The organism is Pseudomonas sp. LjRoot71 (assembly GCF_964253255.1).
Classification (GTDB): Bacteria; Pseudomonadota; Gammaproteobacteria; order Pseudomonadales; family Pseudomonadaceae; genus Aquipseudomonas.
In genome coordinates this window covers 848,102-863,948 of the sequence record NZ_CAXURA020000001.1, presented here as the reverse complement: position 1 = coordinate 863,948, position 15,847 = coordinate 848,102, and the positions used below count along the sequence as shown (strand labels likewise).

The following is a 15,847-nucleotide window of genomic DNA, read 5'->3' as shown; positions in this document are numbered from 1 at the left end:
CTGTCCTTAGGTCTTGGCTTCGGTGCGGGCCATGCGGGCGCCGAGGGCAACCTGCAGGCCTTTGGGCAGGCGCCCGAGCAGTTTGAGAATGGCAATAAACGGGCCAGGGAAAGCGATTTCAAAGGGCTGCTTTTCCAGACGCTGAGCGATGTAAGCGGCGGCTTTGTCCACCGGCCAGCGCATGGGCATGGAGAAGTCGTTTTTCTGTGTCAGCGGAGTGTCGACAAACCCGGGGCTGACCAGGGTGACGGCAATGTTTTCCGCGTGCAGGTCGATGCGCAGGGCTTCCAGCAGGTAGCGCATGGCGGCCTTGGAGGCACCGTAGGCTTCGGCGCGCGGCAACGGCATAAAGGTCACCGAGCTGCCGACGCCCACCAGGTGCGGGCGATTACCCAGGCGCAGCAGGGGCAGGGCGGCTTCGATGCAGTAGCTGGCCGAGAACAGGTTGGCGCGCATCACCCGTTCGACCATGGCCGCCTCGAAGCTGCGCACTTCAACGTATTCGCAGGTGCCGGCATTGAGGATGGCGCAGTCCAGCGCGCCCCAAACCTGAGCGATGTGCTCACCGATGCTACGCACTTGCGCGGCATCACTGAGGTCGCCGGCCACCACCAGCACTTGCAGTGGGTAGCGTTTGGCCAAGGCTTGCAGCGGTTCGACGCTGCGCGCACTGAGGGCCAGGCGATGGCCTTGCTCGAGCAGCTGTTCGGCCAGTGCCGCGCCAATACCGCTGCTGGCGCCGGTGAGCCAGATACGTCGTGCGTTCGCGTTCATGCCAACCTCCGTTTCAGCCAGCGGATTGCTGCGCCGAGTAAGGGCAGGTGCTCGTAGAGCAGGCTGCCGGCGTCGAAATAGTCACGGTGACGATAGACTTTGTCGTGCCACAACAGGTGCGAGCAGCCTTCCACGCGGATCAGTTGGCCGCCGGCCAGGCGCGGATGGCGGTAGCTCATGGTCCAGCGCAGGTAGCCTTCGCCGTCGCGTACCTGATCGAAGCCGTAGAAGTCGAAGCGCAGCTCGCTGACGTTGGTGTACATCTCGCCGAAGTAACGCTGCATATTGGCCAGCCCACGCACCTCGTGCAGCGGGTCACAGAACAACGCATCGTCGCTGTAGAGCTGGCCGAGGTGGTCGAGGTTGTCCTTGTTCAGCCCGGCAAAGTCCTGGGCGAACTGGCGCAGAAAGTCGCTCACAGCACCTCCTCCCCGGCAAAGTGCGGCAGGCTTTTGAATGCGGCGAGGGCACGCGTACGGCTTTTACTCAGGTCGACAATCGGTGCGGGGTAGTCGGCGATGCCGAACAGGCCGCCCATGGCTGCCGGGTTATGAATATTGGTTTTGTTCAAACCGACCAGTTCGGGCAGCCACTGGCGGATAAAACGCCCGTCCGGGTCGAATTTCTGCGATTGGCTCAACGGGTTGAAGATGCGGAAATACGGCGCCGAATCGGTGCCTGTCGATGAACTCCACTGCCAGCCGCCGTTGTTCGCCGCCAGGTCACCGTCGATCAGGTGGCGCATAAAGAAGCGCTCGCCTTCACGCCAGTCGATCAGCAGATTCTTGGTCAGAAACATCGCCACGATCATGCGCAGGCGATTGTGCATCCAGCCGGTGGCCAGCAGCTGACGCATCGCTGCATCGACAATCGGGAAGCCGGTACGGCCTTGTTGCCAGGCTTTCAGTTCCAGCGGCGCATCACGCCAGGCCACGGCTTCGGTTTCCGGGCGGAAGGCGCGGTGCATGGACACGCGCGGGTAGCCGACCAGGATGTGCTTGTAGAACTCACGCCAGAGCAGCTCGTTGATCCAGGTCACCACACCGGTATTGCCGCTGTCGAATTCACCCTGGTTGACCGACAGTGCCGCGTGCAGGCATTGGCGCGGCGAGATCACTCCGGCGGCCAGGTAGGCGGACAGCTGGCTGGTGCCGGGCTGTGCGGGGAAATCGCGGGCGCTTTGGTAGAAGTCGATCTGTTGCGCGGCGAAATCACCCAGACGCCGTGCGGCTTCGGCTTCACCGGCCGGCCACAATTCACGCAGGGCTGCTGGGGGCAGAGCAAAACCGCTGACCTGTTCAGGTATGGCATCGCCTTGGATCGTCAGCGGCGCCTGCGCTTTGGGTGTGGCGATCAGTGCGGGCAGGGCACTGTGCAGGCGCTGGTAGCAGACCTTGCGGAACTGGCTGTAGACCTGAAAGTAACCTCCGGATTTGGTCAGCACGCTACCGGGCTTGAAGAACAGTTGATCCAGGTGGCTGTGAAAATTCACCCCCAGACCATCAAGGGTTTGCGCCACGGCCTGATCACGGCGGCTTTCATGCACGCCGTATTCTTCATTCACCTGCACGCTGCCGATCTGCAGTTGCTGGCACAGCTCAGCGATCACCTGCGATGCGGCGCTCCAGTCGTCGGCCTCACGCACCAGCAGCGGTACGTTGAGCTTGCCCAGTTCAGTGGCCAGTTCTTTGAGGTTGCGCAGCCAGAAGTCGACTTTGCTTGGCGCGTCATCATGGGTCAACCACTGGCCGGGGCTGAGCAGGAACAACGCCACGGTCGGACCACTGCGCATGGCGGCTGCCAGGGCGCTGTTGTCCTGTACCCGCAGGTCGGTGCGGAACCACATCAATTGCAGCATGTTGAATCCTGTTAGCTGTGCAGCAGGTTGAGGTCGGTGAGGCTGTGCAGGGCGGCCAGTGGGTCGGCGGCCAGGCTCAGTTCGGCATTCTGTGCGGTGATGTTCTGCAGCTCGTTGGCGTGGATCTGCACCACTTGCCCGACCAGCAGGCAGGGGCAGTCGTAACCACCAAGCAGGCGTTGCAGGTGGTTGCTGTTCAATGCCTGACTGGAATACAGCAGTACCGCGCGCGGCTGGATGTGTTCAACCGCCAGGGCCAGTTCGGTGGGCGGCAGTGGCCAGTCGAAGACGTCCACCGGGCTGCCGGCGCTGCTCGCCAGCCAGGCCGTGAGCCACAGACCGGGGGCCATCGGCAGGTCGGAAACGTTGATCAGCAGCAGCGGCGCGCCGTTGTACTGGCGATTGTTGTGGTACAGGCGGGCACCGAGTTTGCTGCGCAGCCAGGAGTAGAAGAACACCCGCTCGGCCTGCGCGCCGAACTGGTTGCGCCAGCGCAGATCAAGCTCGCTGAGCAGTGGCAGCAGCAGTTGCTGGCACAGAGTATGCGGCGGGTAGAGTGCCAGCTCGCTGTTGAAGCAATCGTCCAGACGCCGCTCGTTGAGGTTGCAGATGGCTTCCTGCAACTGCTGGCGTTTGCTCTCCCACTGCGAGCTGGCTTCGGCAAAGGCCGGTTGATTGGAGCGCAGCAGGCCCTTGACCTGGCTCACCGACACGCCACGGTCCAGCCAGGTCAGAATCGCCTGGATGCGCGTGACATGTTCCTCGGAATACAGACGATGACCTTTGGGCGTGCGGTGCGGCACGATCAGCCCATAGCGGCGTTCCCAGGCACGCAGGGTGACGGCGTTGACCCCGGTGATGCGCGCCACATCGCGAATCGGCATAAAGCCCTGGGCGATCGCGGCTTGATAGTCGTCGGCGGCCTGGCTGTCACTGATCGGTTCAAGGCTCATAGGGCATTTCGCAGGCTGAGGTTTTCCGGGTGCGGCTGCAGGTAGACCTGCTGCGCGATGTAACGGTCGGGATGACGGCGGAAGTGGTGTTTGAGCAGGGTCATGGGCACCACCAGCGGCACCACGCCATGGCGGTACTGGCCGATCAGTTGCTGCATTTCCTGTTTCTCTTCGCTGCTCAGCGATTGTTTGAGGTAACCGCTGAGGTGCTGCAACACGTTGCTGTGGGTGCGGCGTGTGGCGCAGCTTTTCAGTGCACTCATCAGCTCGCTGAAGTAGCGCGGCGCCAGTTCGTTGATGTCGTGCTGGCCCAGGTTGCCGAGCATGCGCCCGAGCAGCTTGTACTGCATGGGGTTGGTGGCCATCAGCAGGTATTTGTAGCGCGAGTGGAAGTCGATCAGGCTTTTGCGCGTCAGGCCATCACGCAGCAGATGTTGCCACTGGGAATAGGCGAATACGCGGGTAATGAAATTTTCGCGCAGGATCGGGTCGTTCAGGCGGCCGTCTTCTTCTACCGGCAGGTTCGGGTGGCGGGCGCAGAAGGCCTGAGCAAAGAGGCCGCGGCCCGGCTCGCTGGGGCGGCCGTTGTCCTGGTAGACCTTGACCCGATGCAGGCCGCAGGACGGCGACTGCTGCATAAAGATGTAGCCGCAGATATCGGTCAGTTCAGCGGCCATCTGCTCGCCATATGCAGCCAGCGGCGCGGTCACATCCACGGCACGGTTAACCGTGCCGACGGCGCGCGGCGCTTGCGGATCACCAACCAGGCGGATCGGCTCACGCGGCGTGCCCATGCCAATGGCCACTTCCGGGCACACCGGGGCGAAGTCGAAATGCTCGCTGAGGATACGGCTGCACAGGCGCGATTCCTTGTGCCCGCCGTTGTAGCGCACCTCATTGCCCAGCAGGCAGGCACTGATACCCAGTTTGGGTTTAGCGACGGCGTTGGCGGATGGGCTCATGGATAACCTCTGATGTACGACTTGTACAGATCCTGGTGGATGTACAACTTGAGTTCATCATAGGTTTGTAATTGTACAAGTCAATATTTTTGTACAACTACTGTATGGCTTTGTGTGTGAGGGTGTTACGTCCAGCCCATGCGCCACTGCTCGGGGTTTTCCAGTGCGCGCCAGTCCAGCCGTTGGCAGCGTTGGCTGAGCACGGCCTGCAGTTCGATCTGCAGTACCGTGCCTTCTTCATCGCAGAACAGTTCGGTGACGAGAAAGTGCTTCTCGCGATTCTGCGGCTTTGTCGCCGTCCACTTTGACAGCAGCAGCTTGCGCGGATTAAGCCGATGCCTGCCAGGTGCTTTGTGCGCAGGCGCGCTCATTGCAGGTGCTCAAGCAGGCGGCGGGCGGCTTCCTGGCCGCTGAGCCAGGCGCCTTCAACCCGACCCGACAGACACCAGTCGCCGCAGGCATAGATACCCAGGTCAGCATCGGCCAACACGCCCCACTGGTGCGCGCTGGCGGGGCGCGCGTAGAGCCAGCGGTGCGCCAGGCTGAAAGCCGGGGCCGGCACAGCGCAGCCGATCAGTTCAGCGAAGGCACCGAGCAGGTGTTCGATCACCGCTTCCTTGGGCATATCCAAGTGCTGCTTGGTCCACTGGCTGGTGGCATGCAGCACCCAGGTGTCGAGTTGGGTGTCGCGTCCGGGTTTGCTGCGATTACGTGCCAGCCAGTCGAGCGGGCTGTCCTGCACGAAGCAACCTTCGACACGGGTTTCTAGTGGGTTGTTGAAGGCCAGGGCGACGGCCCAGGTCGGGTCCATGGCCACGCTCGCTGCCGCGCCGGCCAGCTTGGGTGCGCTGGAGAGCAGTGCTGTGGCTTGCGGCGCCGGGGTGGCGACGATCACATGGCTGAACGGGCCGTGGCTGTTGCCTTCGGCGTCCTGCAGGTGCCAGTGCTGCTCGCCGCGAAACACTTCGGTGATGCGGCAGGAGAAGGTCACCGGCAGTGCGCCGAGCATGGCGCGGGTGATCGCACTCATGCGCGGGCTGCCGACCCAGCGCACCTGTTCATCCGGCGAGGCACTGAGCTGGCCGTTATTGAAGTTGTAGAGGCTGGGCGTCCATTCGGCGACCCAGCCACGCGCTTGCCACTGCTGCACCACCTCGACAAAGCGGCGGTCGCGAGCGGTGAAGTATTGCGCGCCATGGTCCAGCGCGCCGGCATCACTGCGTTTGCTGGCCATGCGGCCGCCACTGCCGCGGCTCTTGTCGAACAGTTGCACCGGGTGGCCGGCGGCATGCAGCGCCTGAGCGGCAGACAGCCCGGCGATGCCGGTGCCGATGATGGCGATGGGGTGAAGAGTGGTCATGGTCTACCTCGTGTTTTCAAGCGTTAGGCTACGCTTTAGACAAAAGCTATACAATATTGTTTTTGTGTATAAGCTATGTCGGAGTCGATCCTGCCTTTCTATAGTTAAGACAACCTGCAGCCGGATTGAAGCCACACAGGCACAAATCAATGGGCGGCGATTTAACCAGGGCACATATGAGGACAGGCGCATGCACATTCTTCTGACCGGTGGAACGGGTTTGATCGGGCGCGCACTGTGTCGGCACTGGCTGCAGCAAGGCCATCAGCTGACAGTGTGGAGCCGTCGGCCTGAACAGGTCACGGCCCTCTGTGGCGACGCGGTGCGCGGTATTGGTCGGCTCGATGAGCTGGCTGAAGAGCCGCTGGATGCTGTGGTCAACCTGGCCGGCGCGCCAATTGCCGACCGCCCCTGGACGCGCAAACGCAAGGCGCTGCTGTGGGCCAGCCGGATCGGTCTGACGGAACAACTGCTGGCCTGGCTGGAGCGCCGCGCGGATAAGCCGCATGTGCTTTTGTCCGGCTCGGCGGTAGGCTGGTATGGCGACAGTGGCGAGCGCGAGTTGCATGAAGACTCGCCGCCGGTGAGTGAGGATTTCGCCGCGCAGCTGTGCGGCGCCTGGGAAGAAACCGCTCTGCGCGCCGAAGAGCTGGGCATCCGTGTGGTGCTGCTGCGTACCGGGCTGGTGCTGGCAAGTGACGGCGGGTTGCTCAAGCGTCTGCTGCTGCCGTTCAAGCTCGGTTTGGGTGGGCCGCTGGGCGATGGTCGGCAGTGGATGCCATGGATTCATCTGGCTGACCAAATCGCCCTGATTGATTTTCTCCTGCAGCAGGACGCCGCGCGCGGTCCTTATAATGCCTGCGCGCCGACGCCGGAGCGTAACCGCGCCTTCAGCCAGGCTCTGGGCCGCGAGCTGCACCGTCCGACCTTTATGCCGGCCCCGGCGTTTGCCCTGCGCGTGCTGCTGGGTGAGCTGTCGGTGCTGCTGCTTGGTGGCCAGCGGGCGATGCCGACGCGCTTGCAGGAGGCTGGCTTCAGTTTTCGTTTTACTCATTTGGATGTGGCCCTGGCAGACCTGCTGGGCCATCACTGATTAGGACTTTGCATGACCGATCACGCATTGCTGCTGGTTAACCTGGGTTCGCCAGCCTCTACTGAAGTCGCCGATGTGCGCCGTTATCTCAATCAGTTTCTGATGGACCCCTACGTCATCGACTTGCCCTGGCCGCTGCGGCGTCTGCTGGTTTCGCTGATTCTGATCAAACGCCCGGCGGCGTCGGCGCATGCCTATGCCTCGATCTGGTGGGAAGACGGCTCGCCGCTGGTGGTATTGAGCAAGCGCCTGCACAAGGCGATGCAGGCGTCCTGGACCCACGGCCCGGTGGAACTGGCGATGCGCTATGGCGAGCCGTCACTGCAAACCGTACTGACCCGCCTGGCTGAGCAGGGCATCAAGCAAGTCACCCTGGCGCCGCTGTATCCGCAGTTTGCCGATAGCACCACCACCACGGTGATTGAAGAGGCCAAGCGTGTGGTGCGTGAGCAACAGCTGCCCATTCGCTTTTCCATCCTGCCGCCGTTCTACGATCAGCCGGAATACCTGGATGCCTTGGTCGACAGCGCCAAGCCTTATCTTGAGCAGGAATTCGACCACCTGCTGCTGAGTTTCCACGGTCTGCCGGAGCGTCACCTGCATAAGCTGGACGCCACTGGCCATTGTCTGAAGGGTGACGATTGCTGCCGTACGGCCTCGCCCGAAGTGCTCGCAAGCTGTTACCGCGCTCAGTGCCTGCGCAGCGCCGAGTTGTTTGCCGAACGTATGGGCCTCAAGCCCGAGCAGTGGTCAGTGTCGTTCCAGTCGCGCCTGGGTCGCGCCAAGTGGATCGAGCCCTACACCGAAACGCGCCTGGATGAGCTGGCCAAACAGGGCGTGAAGAAGCTCCTGGTGATGTGCCCGGCTTTTGTCGCCGACTGCATCGAAACCCTGGAAGAAATCGGCGACCGTGGCCGCGAGCAGTTTGTTGAGTCTGGCGGCGAAAGCCTGCAGCTGGTGCCGTGTCTGAATGATCATCCCAGTTGGGTCGCTGCCCTGAAAACCCTCAGCGAACGTGCGCCGCTGCAGCTCTAGAGAAATATGCTGTGACGGTTATTCGCCCAAAAGGATGCCGCGCATTCGCCTGACTGATAACACCTACGAGCGATACTCAGCACCCTGCAACTCGGCCTAAGCTGGCAGCTCTTTCAACCGTCGTGCACCGCACCAGCGGTGCCGAGGAGACTGCCAGTGCTCAACAACAATAACGGCTATCCCTCTTCCACCCGTGCCTGGGTGACTGTCGCCATCCTGATGGTGGCGTACGTGCTGTCGTTTATCGACCGGCAGATTCTCAATCTGCTGGTCGGCCCGATCCGCCGTGACCTGATGATCAGCGACACGCAGATGAGCCTGCTGATGGGCCTGTCCTTTGCGTTGTTCTACACCGTGTGTGGGATTCCCCTGGGTCGTTTGGCCGATACCAAAAGCCGCCGTGGCCTGATCGCCTTTGGCGTACTGTTCTGGAGTGCCGCCACCGCCGCCTGCGGTATGGCCAAGCTGTACTGGCAATTTCTGCTCTGCCGCATTGGCGTGGGTGTTGGCGAGGCGGCGTTGTCGCCAGCGGCCTACTCGCTGATTGCCGACAGCTTTCCAGCCGAGCGCCGCGCTACCGCCATCAGCGTGTATTCCATGGGGGTTTACCTCGGTTCAGGGCTGGCCTTTCTGCTCGGTGGCCTGGTGATTCAGTTCGCTTCCGCTCAAGGCGATGTGGTGCTGCCGGTATTCGGTGAAGTACGGCCTTGGCAATTGATCTTTCTGATTCTTGGCGGCGCGGGGATTCTGTTCACCCTGCTCCTGCTGGCAGTCAAGGAGCCTGCACGTCGCGGCGTGGGGGCCGGTGTCGCGGTACCGCTGGCGGATGTCGGGCGATATATCCGCGCGAACCGGCGCACTGTGCTGTGCCATAACTTTGGCTTTGCCGGCCTGGCGTTTGCCGGTTATGGCAGCGCAGCCTGGATTCCGACCTTCTTTATCCGCACCTACGGCTGGGATGCCGGCCAGGTCGGTATTGTTTACGGCAGCATCGTGGCGGTGTTCGGCTGTTTGGGCATTGTCTTCGGTGGCCGTCTGGCCGACTGGATGGCCAAGCGCGGCAGCAGCGACGCCAATATGCGTGTCGGCCTGTATGCCGCTTTCGGCGCCGTGCCGTGCGTGCTGGCCTTTCCATTGATGGATAGCGCCATATGGGCCGCCGTGCTGATGGCACCGACGGTGTTCTTCCTGAGCATGCCGTTCGGCGTGGCGCCGGCAGCAATTCAGGAAATCATGCCCAACTCGATGCGTGGCCAGGCCTCGGCCATCTATCTGTTTGTGATCACTCTGATTGGTTTGGGCATCGGCCCGACGGCGGTGGCGCTGGTGACCGACTATGTGTTTGCCGATGACATGGCGCTGCGTTACTCGCTGCTGATCGTCACCAGCATCGCCGTGTTCAGCTCGATTGTGCTGCTGAGCATGAGCCTCAAACCCTATCGTGAGAGTGTGGTGCGGTTGCAGCAGTGGTCAGCCAATCCGGCCTGAAGCAACACAAGAATAAAAAAGCCCCGCAGATGCGGGGCTTTTTACTGGGCGCGATTTACTCCGGCTCTTCCAGCACGGTCTTGCTACGCCAGCCCTGGCCGCCGGGCAGCAGCAGATTGAGCGCCAGGGCGCTGATAGCGCACAGCGAGATGCCGGACAGGGCAAACTCGTTGCCACCGATGACCATGCCGCCGATGCCGAACACCAGCGTCACCGAGACGATGATCAGGTTGCGCGCCTCGGACAGGTCGACTTGATGGCGGATCAGGGTATTCAGGCCGACTACCGCAATCGAACCGAACAGTAGACAGAGGATGCCGCCCATTACCGGCACGGGGATACTCTGCAGTGCGGCACCAAACTTGCCGATAAAGGCCAGGCCAATGGCGAAGACGGCTGCCCAGGTCATGATCTTCGGGTTGTAGGCTTTGGTCAGCATCACTGCACCGGTGACTTCGGCGTAGGTGGTATTGGGTGGGCCGCCAAACAGGCCTGCGGCCGAAGTGGCCAGGCCGTCACCAAGCAAGGTGCGATGCAGGCCGGGCTTGCGCACGAAGTCCTTGCCGGTGACGGTGCCGACTGCGATCACCCCACCTATATGCTCGATGGCCGGAGCTAGGGCGACCGGTAGCATGTAGAGGATGGCACCCAAGTGGAATTCGGGGGCGACGAAATTTGGCATCGCCAACCAGGGTGCGGCGGCAATACCGGCGGTGTCGATCACCCCGAAGAAGGCCGCCAGCCCGCAGCCAACCACTATGCCGGCGATGATTGGCACCAAGCGAAGCAGGCCGCTGCCGAGCACCGCGACCAGCAAGGTAGTTACCAGCGCTGGCATGGAGATAAGCATGGCAGTTTGGTAGGGCACCAGTTGTGCGCTGGCGTTACCCGTCTTGCCCATGGCCATGTTTACCGCGACCGGCGACAAGGCCAGACCGATGGCGATGATCACCGGGCCTATCACCACCGGCGGCAGGATGCGGTCGATAAAACCCGGGCCTTTGAGGCGCACCGCCAGGCCGAGAAACATATAAACGAAGCCGGCTGCGACTACGCCGCCGAGTACCGCCGGCAGACCGAACTCGCCCTTGGCGGCGATGATCGGCGCGATAAAGGCGAAGCTCGATGCCAAAAAGACCGGCACCTGGCGGCCGGTAGCCAGCTGGAACAGCAATGTGCCGACGCCGGCGGTAAACAGCGCGACGTTAGGGTCCATGCCGGTGATCAGCGGCATCAGCACTAGCGCGCCGAAGGCCACGAAGAGCATCTGCGCACCGGATAGAATCTGCCGCGGCAGCGGGTCGTTGTATTCGTCCTGCATGCTTAAGCATCCTTCTGTTTGGTGCCGAAAATCTTGTCGCCGGCATCACCGAGGCCGGGAATGATGTAGCCGTGTTCGTTCAAACGCTGATCAATGGAGGCGGTGTAGATGGTCACATCGGGGTGCGCGTCGTTGACCACTTTGATGCCTTCCGGCGCGGCGACCAGCACCATGGCGCGGATTTCCTTGCAGCCAGCTTTTTTCAGCAGGTCGATGGTGGCGACCATCGAGCCGCCGGTGGCCAGCATCGGGTCGATGATCATGGCCAGGCGTTCGTCGATTTCCGGTACCAGTTTTTCCAGGTAGGTGTGCGCTTCCAGCGTCTCCTCGTTGCGTGCTACGCCGACGGCGCTGACCTTGGCCCCCGGAATCAGGCTGAGCACACCTTCGAGCATGCCTATACCGGCACGCAGAATCGGCACCACGGTAATTTTTTTGCCGGAGATTTTTTCCACCTGCACGGTGCCGCACCAGCCGTCGATTTCGTAGTTTTCCAGGGGCAGATCCTTGGTCGCCTCATAGGTCAGCAGGGCGCCGACTTCCTGCGCCAGCTCGCGAAAGTTCTTCGTGCTGATATCGGCGCGGCGCATCAGACCGAGTTTGTGGCGGATCAGCGGGTGGCGAATCTCGAGGATGGGCATGGGCAGGGATCTCCGGGAGGACGGGCAAAAATTCGCGTTAGATTAAAGCATTGGCTACGGCAAATGCTGGGCCTGGATGGGCTAAAGTCGCTAAAAAGCAGCTAACGTGTCGCCGCTTGCGGGCAATTGCCGCAGTTGGTCTGTCGGGGCTTGCTCTGTTGGGCGCAGATGCGTACCTTTGCCGGCTTTTATTTTGACGCATTGATCAGCTTTTGGCTGCGCTGCGTCCCGCCCCCAAGAGGAAACAGCATGTCTGCCGATCTCGCGCATATCCGCCAAGTCATGGCCGAAGCCGATTGCCTGTACAGCGAGGCCGAAGTTGAAGCGGCCATTGATCAGGTAGCGGCCTCGATCAACGCTGTGCTGGCTGAGCGTAATCCGGTGGTGTTCTGCGTGATGAATGGCGGGCTGATTTTCTCCGGCAAGCTGTTGCCCAAACTCAACTTCCCGCTGGAAGCGTCTTACCTGCATGCCACCCGCTACCGCAATGAAACCAGTGGTGGCGAGCTGTTCTGGAAGGCCAAGCCGGAAATCTCCTTTATCGACCGTGACGTGCTGATCATCGACGACATCCTCGATGAAGGGCACACCCTCGGTGCGATCATCGATTTCTGCCGCCATGCCGGTGCCAGCGCGGTGCACACCGCCGTGTTGATCGACAAGGAACACAACCGCAAGGCGCGGCCGGACCTGAAAGCCGACTACGTCGGGCTGTCGTGCATCGACCGTTATATCTTCGGTTATGGCATGGACTACAAGGGCTACTGGCGCAATGCCCCAGGCATCTACGCGGTCAAAGGACTATAGGACGTATGAGTGGGCCGCGCTTTCTCGATCAAACCCTGTTCGGCGCACTGGTCGAGCAAGCGGCGGCCAACCCACGGCAACGCCAGCACCATAACTTCCACCAGATGGAAGAGCCCTGTCATCGCATGGCTATCGGGCTGCAGCCGGACACCTACATCCCGCCACACCGCCATCTTTCGGCGGATAAGGCCGAAGCGCTGCTGGTGCTCAAAGGCCGCCTGGGCGTGCTGATCTTCAATGACGTCGGTGAGGTGTTGGATAAGCGCGTGCTGCAGGCCGGCGGCGAGTGTGTCGGTGTCGACCTGCCGCCTGGAGTATTTCATGCTCTTGTGGTGCTGGAAGCCGACAGCATTCTCTTCGAATGCAAAGCCGGGCCCTACAAACCTGTGGGGAACGGCGAGCAGGCCAACTGGGCGCCGCGTGAAGGTGAGCTTGGCGTCGCCGACTACCAGGCCTGGATGCGCGCACAATTCACTTAATCCGCTGATTCCCCATCAGCCTTGGGTGCCAGCCAGCGCAGTGCTTTTTCCCTGGCTTGGGCCAGGTCACGCACATATGCCAGCTGCCTTTCTGCACGAACAATCCCGGCGCGGCGCAATTGCAGGCGCACCTGAGGCGTTGGACCACTCAGCACCAGGGCGACCTGCTGCTCGCGGTAGTCGCGCAGCACATTGACCAGTGCGGCAATCGCGGTCATGTCCAGCAGCGGTACGGCGCTGATATCGACGATCACCACTTTCACTCCCGGCGTAAAGCGGCGCAGCACGCTCAGGGCCTTTTCCGCCGCCCCGAAGAACAGTGGCCCGCGAATGGCGTAGGCCAGCACGTGTTCGGGCAGATCATTAAGCGCCTGGTGAAAGTGCCTGGGCAGTGGCGCGGTATCGGTCAGGTCGCTCATGCGCTTGATAAACAGCCCGGCAGCCAGCAGCAGGCCAACGCCCACGGCCAGCACCATGTCGAACAGCACGGTGAGAATCAGGCAGGTCAACAGCACCAGCACATCACTGCGCGGGGCGATGCGCAGGGTGTGCTGCACATGCCGGGGCTCGCTCATGTTCCACGCCACCACCAGCAACAAGGCTGCCAGCGCGGCCATCGGCAGGTAGCTGAACAAGGGCGCGAGAAACAGGATGGCAATCAGCACCACCCCGGCATGGGTAATCGCCGCCAGTGGCGAGTAGGCCCCGGCACGCACGTTGGCGGCGCTGCGGGCAATTGCGGCGGTGGCGGTGATGCCGCCGAAGAAGGGCGCAACCAGGTTGCCAATGCCCTGGCCGATCAGCTCGCCATTGGGGTCGTGTTTGCTGCCGGTCATGCCATCGGCAACCACCGCGCAGAGCAGTGACTCGATGGCCCCGAGCATGGCGATGGCAAAAGCCGGTGCCAGCAACTGACGGAATAGTTCGAAATTCACCACCAGCGGCTGGCCATTGGCACCAGGCAGCTGCCAGGGCCAGACCAGGCTCGGCAGAAACGGCGGAATACCCGGGTGTTCAAGCCCATTGAGGCTGTAGCTGAAGCGCTCCCCCAGGGTGGCCACCGGAATCTGCAGGCTTTCCAATAGCAGCCCGAGCAGGGCGCCAGCGGTCAGCGCGACCAGATGACCGGGGATCTTCGGCACCCAGCGTGGCCAGATCAGCAGCACCGCCAGGCACACCAGCGCCACTAGGCTATCGCCCAGTTGCAGGCTCGGCATGGCGTGCAGCAGGGCGTTGAGTTGGTCCAGATAGTGATTCGGCTGGCTACTCAGGTGCAGACCAAGCAAATCCTTGATCTGCAAGGTGGCGATGACGATGCCGATACCGGCGGTGAAACCCAGGGTGACCGGGTAGGGGATAAATTCGATCAGCCGGCCGGCGCGCATCAGGCCTAGCGCAATCAAAATCAGCCCGGCCAGCAGGGTGCACAGCAGCAGGCCGCCGAGGCCGAATTGCTGGGTGACCGGCAACAGAATCACCACAAAGGCGGCAGTCGGCCCGGAGACGTTGAAGCGCGAACCACCAAACAGGGCGATCAGCGTGCCGGCCACCAGCACCGTGTACAGGCCGTGCTGCGGCGCCACACCGACGGCAATCGCCAGGGCCATGGCCAGTGGAATGGCGATGATCCCCACCGTTAAACCGGCACTCAGATCACTGCGCAGGTTTTTCCAGCCATAGCCGGCGCGCAAGGTCTGGCGCCAGGCGGAGAATAGCGGCGGTAAGGGCAACGACATAATGACTCCCAAGTGTCCATGCGCAGTATAGGGGCAAGGCATGCTGCGCTGTATTGACCTAAGTCGGCTGTGCAGCTGTTTCGCCGCATGCTAATTCGAGCAGCTGCCTGCCATCCGTTGAGCCATGGCCTGCGCCGGAGGTACACTGCCGGCCCCGTGTGGCTTGGTGAGCTGGAGTGAATGATGCGTAAAGACAAGAAACAGGTGATTGGCGAAGAGATTGGTGACGAGCCGATCAAGCTCTTCCTGACTGTGGAGCCGGCTGATGCCACGCCGCCGTCGCTGCACAAGCTGGTCAAAGCCTATCGCGGCCTGCGTATCGATGACTTCGAGCGTTTTGTTGGCTTCTTCGTGGCCGCTGGCTACGACCTGAATGCCAAAGATGCCCAGGGCCATGACTTTATCGCGCTGATCCAGGATCAACGCTTTGCCGAGCCTTACATTGACGTGATCAAAGCCGCTCGCGGCTGATTTACCCCCTCCGCCAGGCGCTCGCCTGGCTTGGCTCCGCGTTTTGTACAACGTGGAGCGCTGCGCTCAATCCTGTTGTTGATCCACAGTTATCGCGAGCATGGCCCGCTCCTAGAGTGACTGATACCTGTAGGAGCGAGCCATGCTCGCGAAATCCTATGGACGCCAGCTCTGCCCAGGCATTACCCGCTGCGCTTCTTGCTGATAATCACGCAAATCAATAGTGCTGGGCGGGGCGAGACGACCGGTCATATTCTTGCTGGCATGAACTCCAGCATTCGACTCGACAAGCGTGACCTGATCCTCGCCAAAGGTGCCGAGGTAATGACCCGTCGCGGTTATCACGGCGCTGGCGTGCAGGAAATCGTCAAGGCAGCGGGGGTGCCGAAAGGCTCCTTCTACCACTACTTCGCCAGCAAGGAAGACTTTGCCCTGCAGGCCTTGCAGCAGGTCTATCAGCCGCGCCTGGCACGTTATGCCGAAGCCCTGAGCAACGCGGCGCTCAGCCCGCGTGAACGCATCCTGGGTTATTACAGCGAGCTGGTGGAGCACTTTGCTCGCCAGGAGCGTCTGGAATACCACTGCTTTATCGGCAGCTTGAGCTTCGAAATGGCCGAGCTGTCGCCGACGTTGGGTGCGCAGGTCGATGCGATTCTGCAAGCCTCGGCGGACATCCTTCAGGCTTGCCTGGAGCAGGCGCAAGCCGCGGGTGAACTCCCTGCTGACGAAGATTGCCGCAACCTGGCGAGCTTTATCGCCAACGCCTGGCAAGGCGCACTGACCCGGCTCAAGGTGGCCAACAACACCCGCGCCCTGACTGACTTTATCCACCGTTTGCAGCTGTTGTTGCAGGCTTCCCCCGTTTAACC

General features: G+C 61.8%; 17 protein-coding genes. 7 read left to right on the top strand and 10 right to left on the bottom strand.

The genetic code is table 11. The features are described from left to right. Positions 1–6: 6 nt before the first annotated feature. The 7 genes from ACSQ17_RS04130 to ACSQ17_RS04100 all read right to left on the bottom strand — a co-directional run bounded on the left by ACSQ17_RS04130 (position 7) and on the right by ACSQ17_RS04100 (position 5,907). Entirely contained in the window at positions 7–774 is a 768-nt protein-coding gene (locus tag ACSQ17_RS04130) for an SDR family NAD(P)-dependent oxidoreductase (protein WP_436067701.1), read from the bottom strand. Then, the gene (locus ACSQ17_RS04125) at positions 771–1,193 is read right to left on the bottom strand and encodes a nuclear transport factor 2 family protein (RefSeq protein ID WP_436067700.1); all 423 of its coding nucleotides are present in this window, start codon (positions 1,191–1,193) and stop codon (positions 771–773) included. The genes ACSQ17_RS04130 and ACSQ17_RS04125 overlap by 4 nt, the downstream gene beginning before the upstream one ends. Further along, positions 1,190–2,629 carry a deoxyribodipyrimidine photo-lyase gene (gene phrB, locus ACSQ17_RS04120; RefSeq protein WP_436070426.1) on the bottom strand — a complete coding sequence of 480 codons (1,440 nt, stop codon included), beginning with the start codon at positions 2,627–2,629 and terminating at the stop codon, positions 1,190–1,192. The genes ACSQ17_RS04125 and phrB overlap by 4 nt, the downstream gene beginning before the upstream one ends. A gap of 14 nt (positions 2,630–2,643) precedes the next feature. Beyond that, positions 2,644–3,585 (bottom strand): MerR family transcriptional regulator, encoded by a 942-nt coding sequence (locus ACSQ17_RS04115; RefSeq protein ID WP_233686383.1) that lies wholly within the window; start codon positions 3,583–3,585, stop codon positions 2,644–2,646. Then, a complete protein-coding gene (locus ACSQ17_RS04110) occupies positions 3,582–4,547 on the bottom strand; it encodes a YbgA family protein (protein WP_436067699.1) in 966 nt (321 codons plus the stop codon). Before ACSQ17_RS04110 ends, ACSQ17_RS04115 begins: the two co-directional genes overlap by 4 nt. Positions 4,548–4,672: 125 nt before the next feature. Continuing rightward, the gene (locus ACSQ17_RS04105; protein ID WP_257778852.1) at positions 4,673–4,918 is read right to left on the bottom strand and encodes a TIGR02450 family Trp-rich protein; all 246 of its coding nucleotides are present in this window, start codon (positions 4,916–4,918) and stop codon (positions 4,673–4,675) included. Continuing rightward, positions 4,915–5,907, bottom strand: coding sequence for an NAD(P)/FAD-dependent oxidoreductase (locus ACSQ17_RS04100; RefSeq protein WP_436067698.1), 993 nt, complete (start codon positions 5,905–5,907; stop codon positions 4,915–4,917). The genes ACSQ17_RS04105 and ACSQ17_RS04100 overlap by 4 nt, the downstream gene beginning before the upstream one ends. Positions 5,908–6,097: 190 nt before the next feature. Between ACSQ17_RS04100 and ACSQ17_RS04095 the strand changes: the two genes are divergently transcribed. The 3 genes from ACSQ17_RS04095 (at position 6,098) to ACSQ17_RS04085 (ending at position 9,523) form a co-directional block, all read left to right on the top strand. Next, entirely contained in the window at positions 6,098–7,000 is a 903-nt protein-coding gene (locus ACSQ17_RS04095) for a TIGR01777 family oxidoreductase (protein WP_436067697.1), read from the top strand. A 12-nt stretch (positions 7,001–7,012) separates the two neighbouring features. Beyond that, positions 7,013–8,035 carry a ferrochelatase gene (gene hemH, locus ACSQ17_RS04090; protein ID WP_436067696.1) on the top strand — a complete coding sequence of 341 codons (1,023 nt, stop codon included), beginning with the start codon at positions 7,013–7,015 and terminating at the stop codon, positions 8,033–8,035. Between the two features lie 156 nt (positions 8,036–8,191). Further along, a complete protein-coding gene (locus ACSQ17_RS04085) occupies positions 8,192–9,523 on the top strand; it encodes a spinster family MFS transporter (RefSeq protein WP_436067695.1) in 1,332 nt (443 codons plus the stop codon). 55 nt (positions 9,524–9,578) lie between these two features. Here the strand turns inward: ACSQ17_RS04085 and ACSQ17_RS04080 are convergent, their stop codons facing one another. Then, positions 9,579–10,844: a uracil-xanthine permease family protein gene (locus ACSQ17_RS04080; protein WP_436067694.1), complete on the bottom strand. Its 1,266-nt coding sequence runs from the start codon at positions 10,842–10,844 to the stop codon at positions 9,579–9,581. A 2-nt stretch (positions 10,845–10,846) separates the two neighbouring features. Next, on the bottom strand, positions 10,847–11,485 hold the full coding sequence (upp, locus tag ACSQ17_RS04075; protein ID WP_436067693.1) for a uracil phosphoribosyltransferase: 639 nt from the start codon (positions 11,483–11,485) through the stop codon (positions 10,847–10,849). Positions 11,486–11,734: 249 nt separating this feature from the next. Between upp and ACSQ17_RS04070 the strand changes: the two genes are divergently transcribed. Together ACSQ17_RS04070 and ACSQ17_RS04065 are read left to right on the top strand one after the other, a co-directional pair. Further along, on the top strand, positions 11,735–12,292 hold the full coding sequence (locus tag ACSQ17_RS04070; RefSeq protein WP_436067692.1) for a hypoxanthine-guanine phosphoribosyltransferase: 558 nt from the start codon (positions 11,735–11,737) through the stop codon (positions 12,290–12,292). A 5-nt stretch (positions 12,293–12,297) separates the two neighbouring features. After that, the gene (locus tag ACSQ17_RS04065) at positions 12,298–12,771 is read left to right on the top strand and encodes a WbuC family cupin fold metalloprotein (RefSeq protein ID WP_436067691.1); all 474 of its coding nucleotides are present in this window, start codon (positions 12,298–12,300) and stop codon (positions 12,769–12,771) included. Here the strand turns inward: ACSQ17_RS04065 and dauA are convergent. Next, the gene (gene dauA, locus ACSQ17_RS04060; RefSeq protein ID WP_436067690.1) at positions 12,768–14,507 is read right to left on the bottom strand and encodes a C4-dicarboxylic acid transporter DauA; all 1,740 of its coding nucleotides are present in this window, start codon (positions 14,505–14,507) and stop codon (positions 12,768–12,770) included. The genes ACSQ17_RS04065 and dauA overlap by 4 nt on opposite strands. Positions 14,508–14,690: 183 nt before the next feature. Between dauA and ACSQ17_RS04055 the strand changes: the two genes are divergently transcribed. Together ACSQ17_RS04055 and ACSQ17_RS04050 are read left to right on the top strand one after the other, a co-directional pair. Then, positions 14,691–14,978, top strand: coding sequence for a PA4642 family protein (locus tag ACSQ17_RS04055; protein ID WP_436067689.1), 288 nt, complete (start codon positions 14,691–14,693; stop codon positions 14,976–14,978). 264 nt (positions 14,979–15,242) lie between these two features. Then, positions 15,243–15,845, top strand: a complete 603-nt coding sequence (locus tag ACSQ17_RS04050) for a TetR/AcrR family transcriptional regulator (protein WP_436067688.1) — start codon at positions 15,243–15,245, stop codon at positions 15,843–15,845. Positions 15,846–15,847 lie beyond the last annotated feature (2 nt).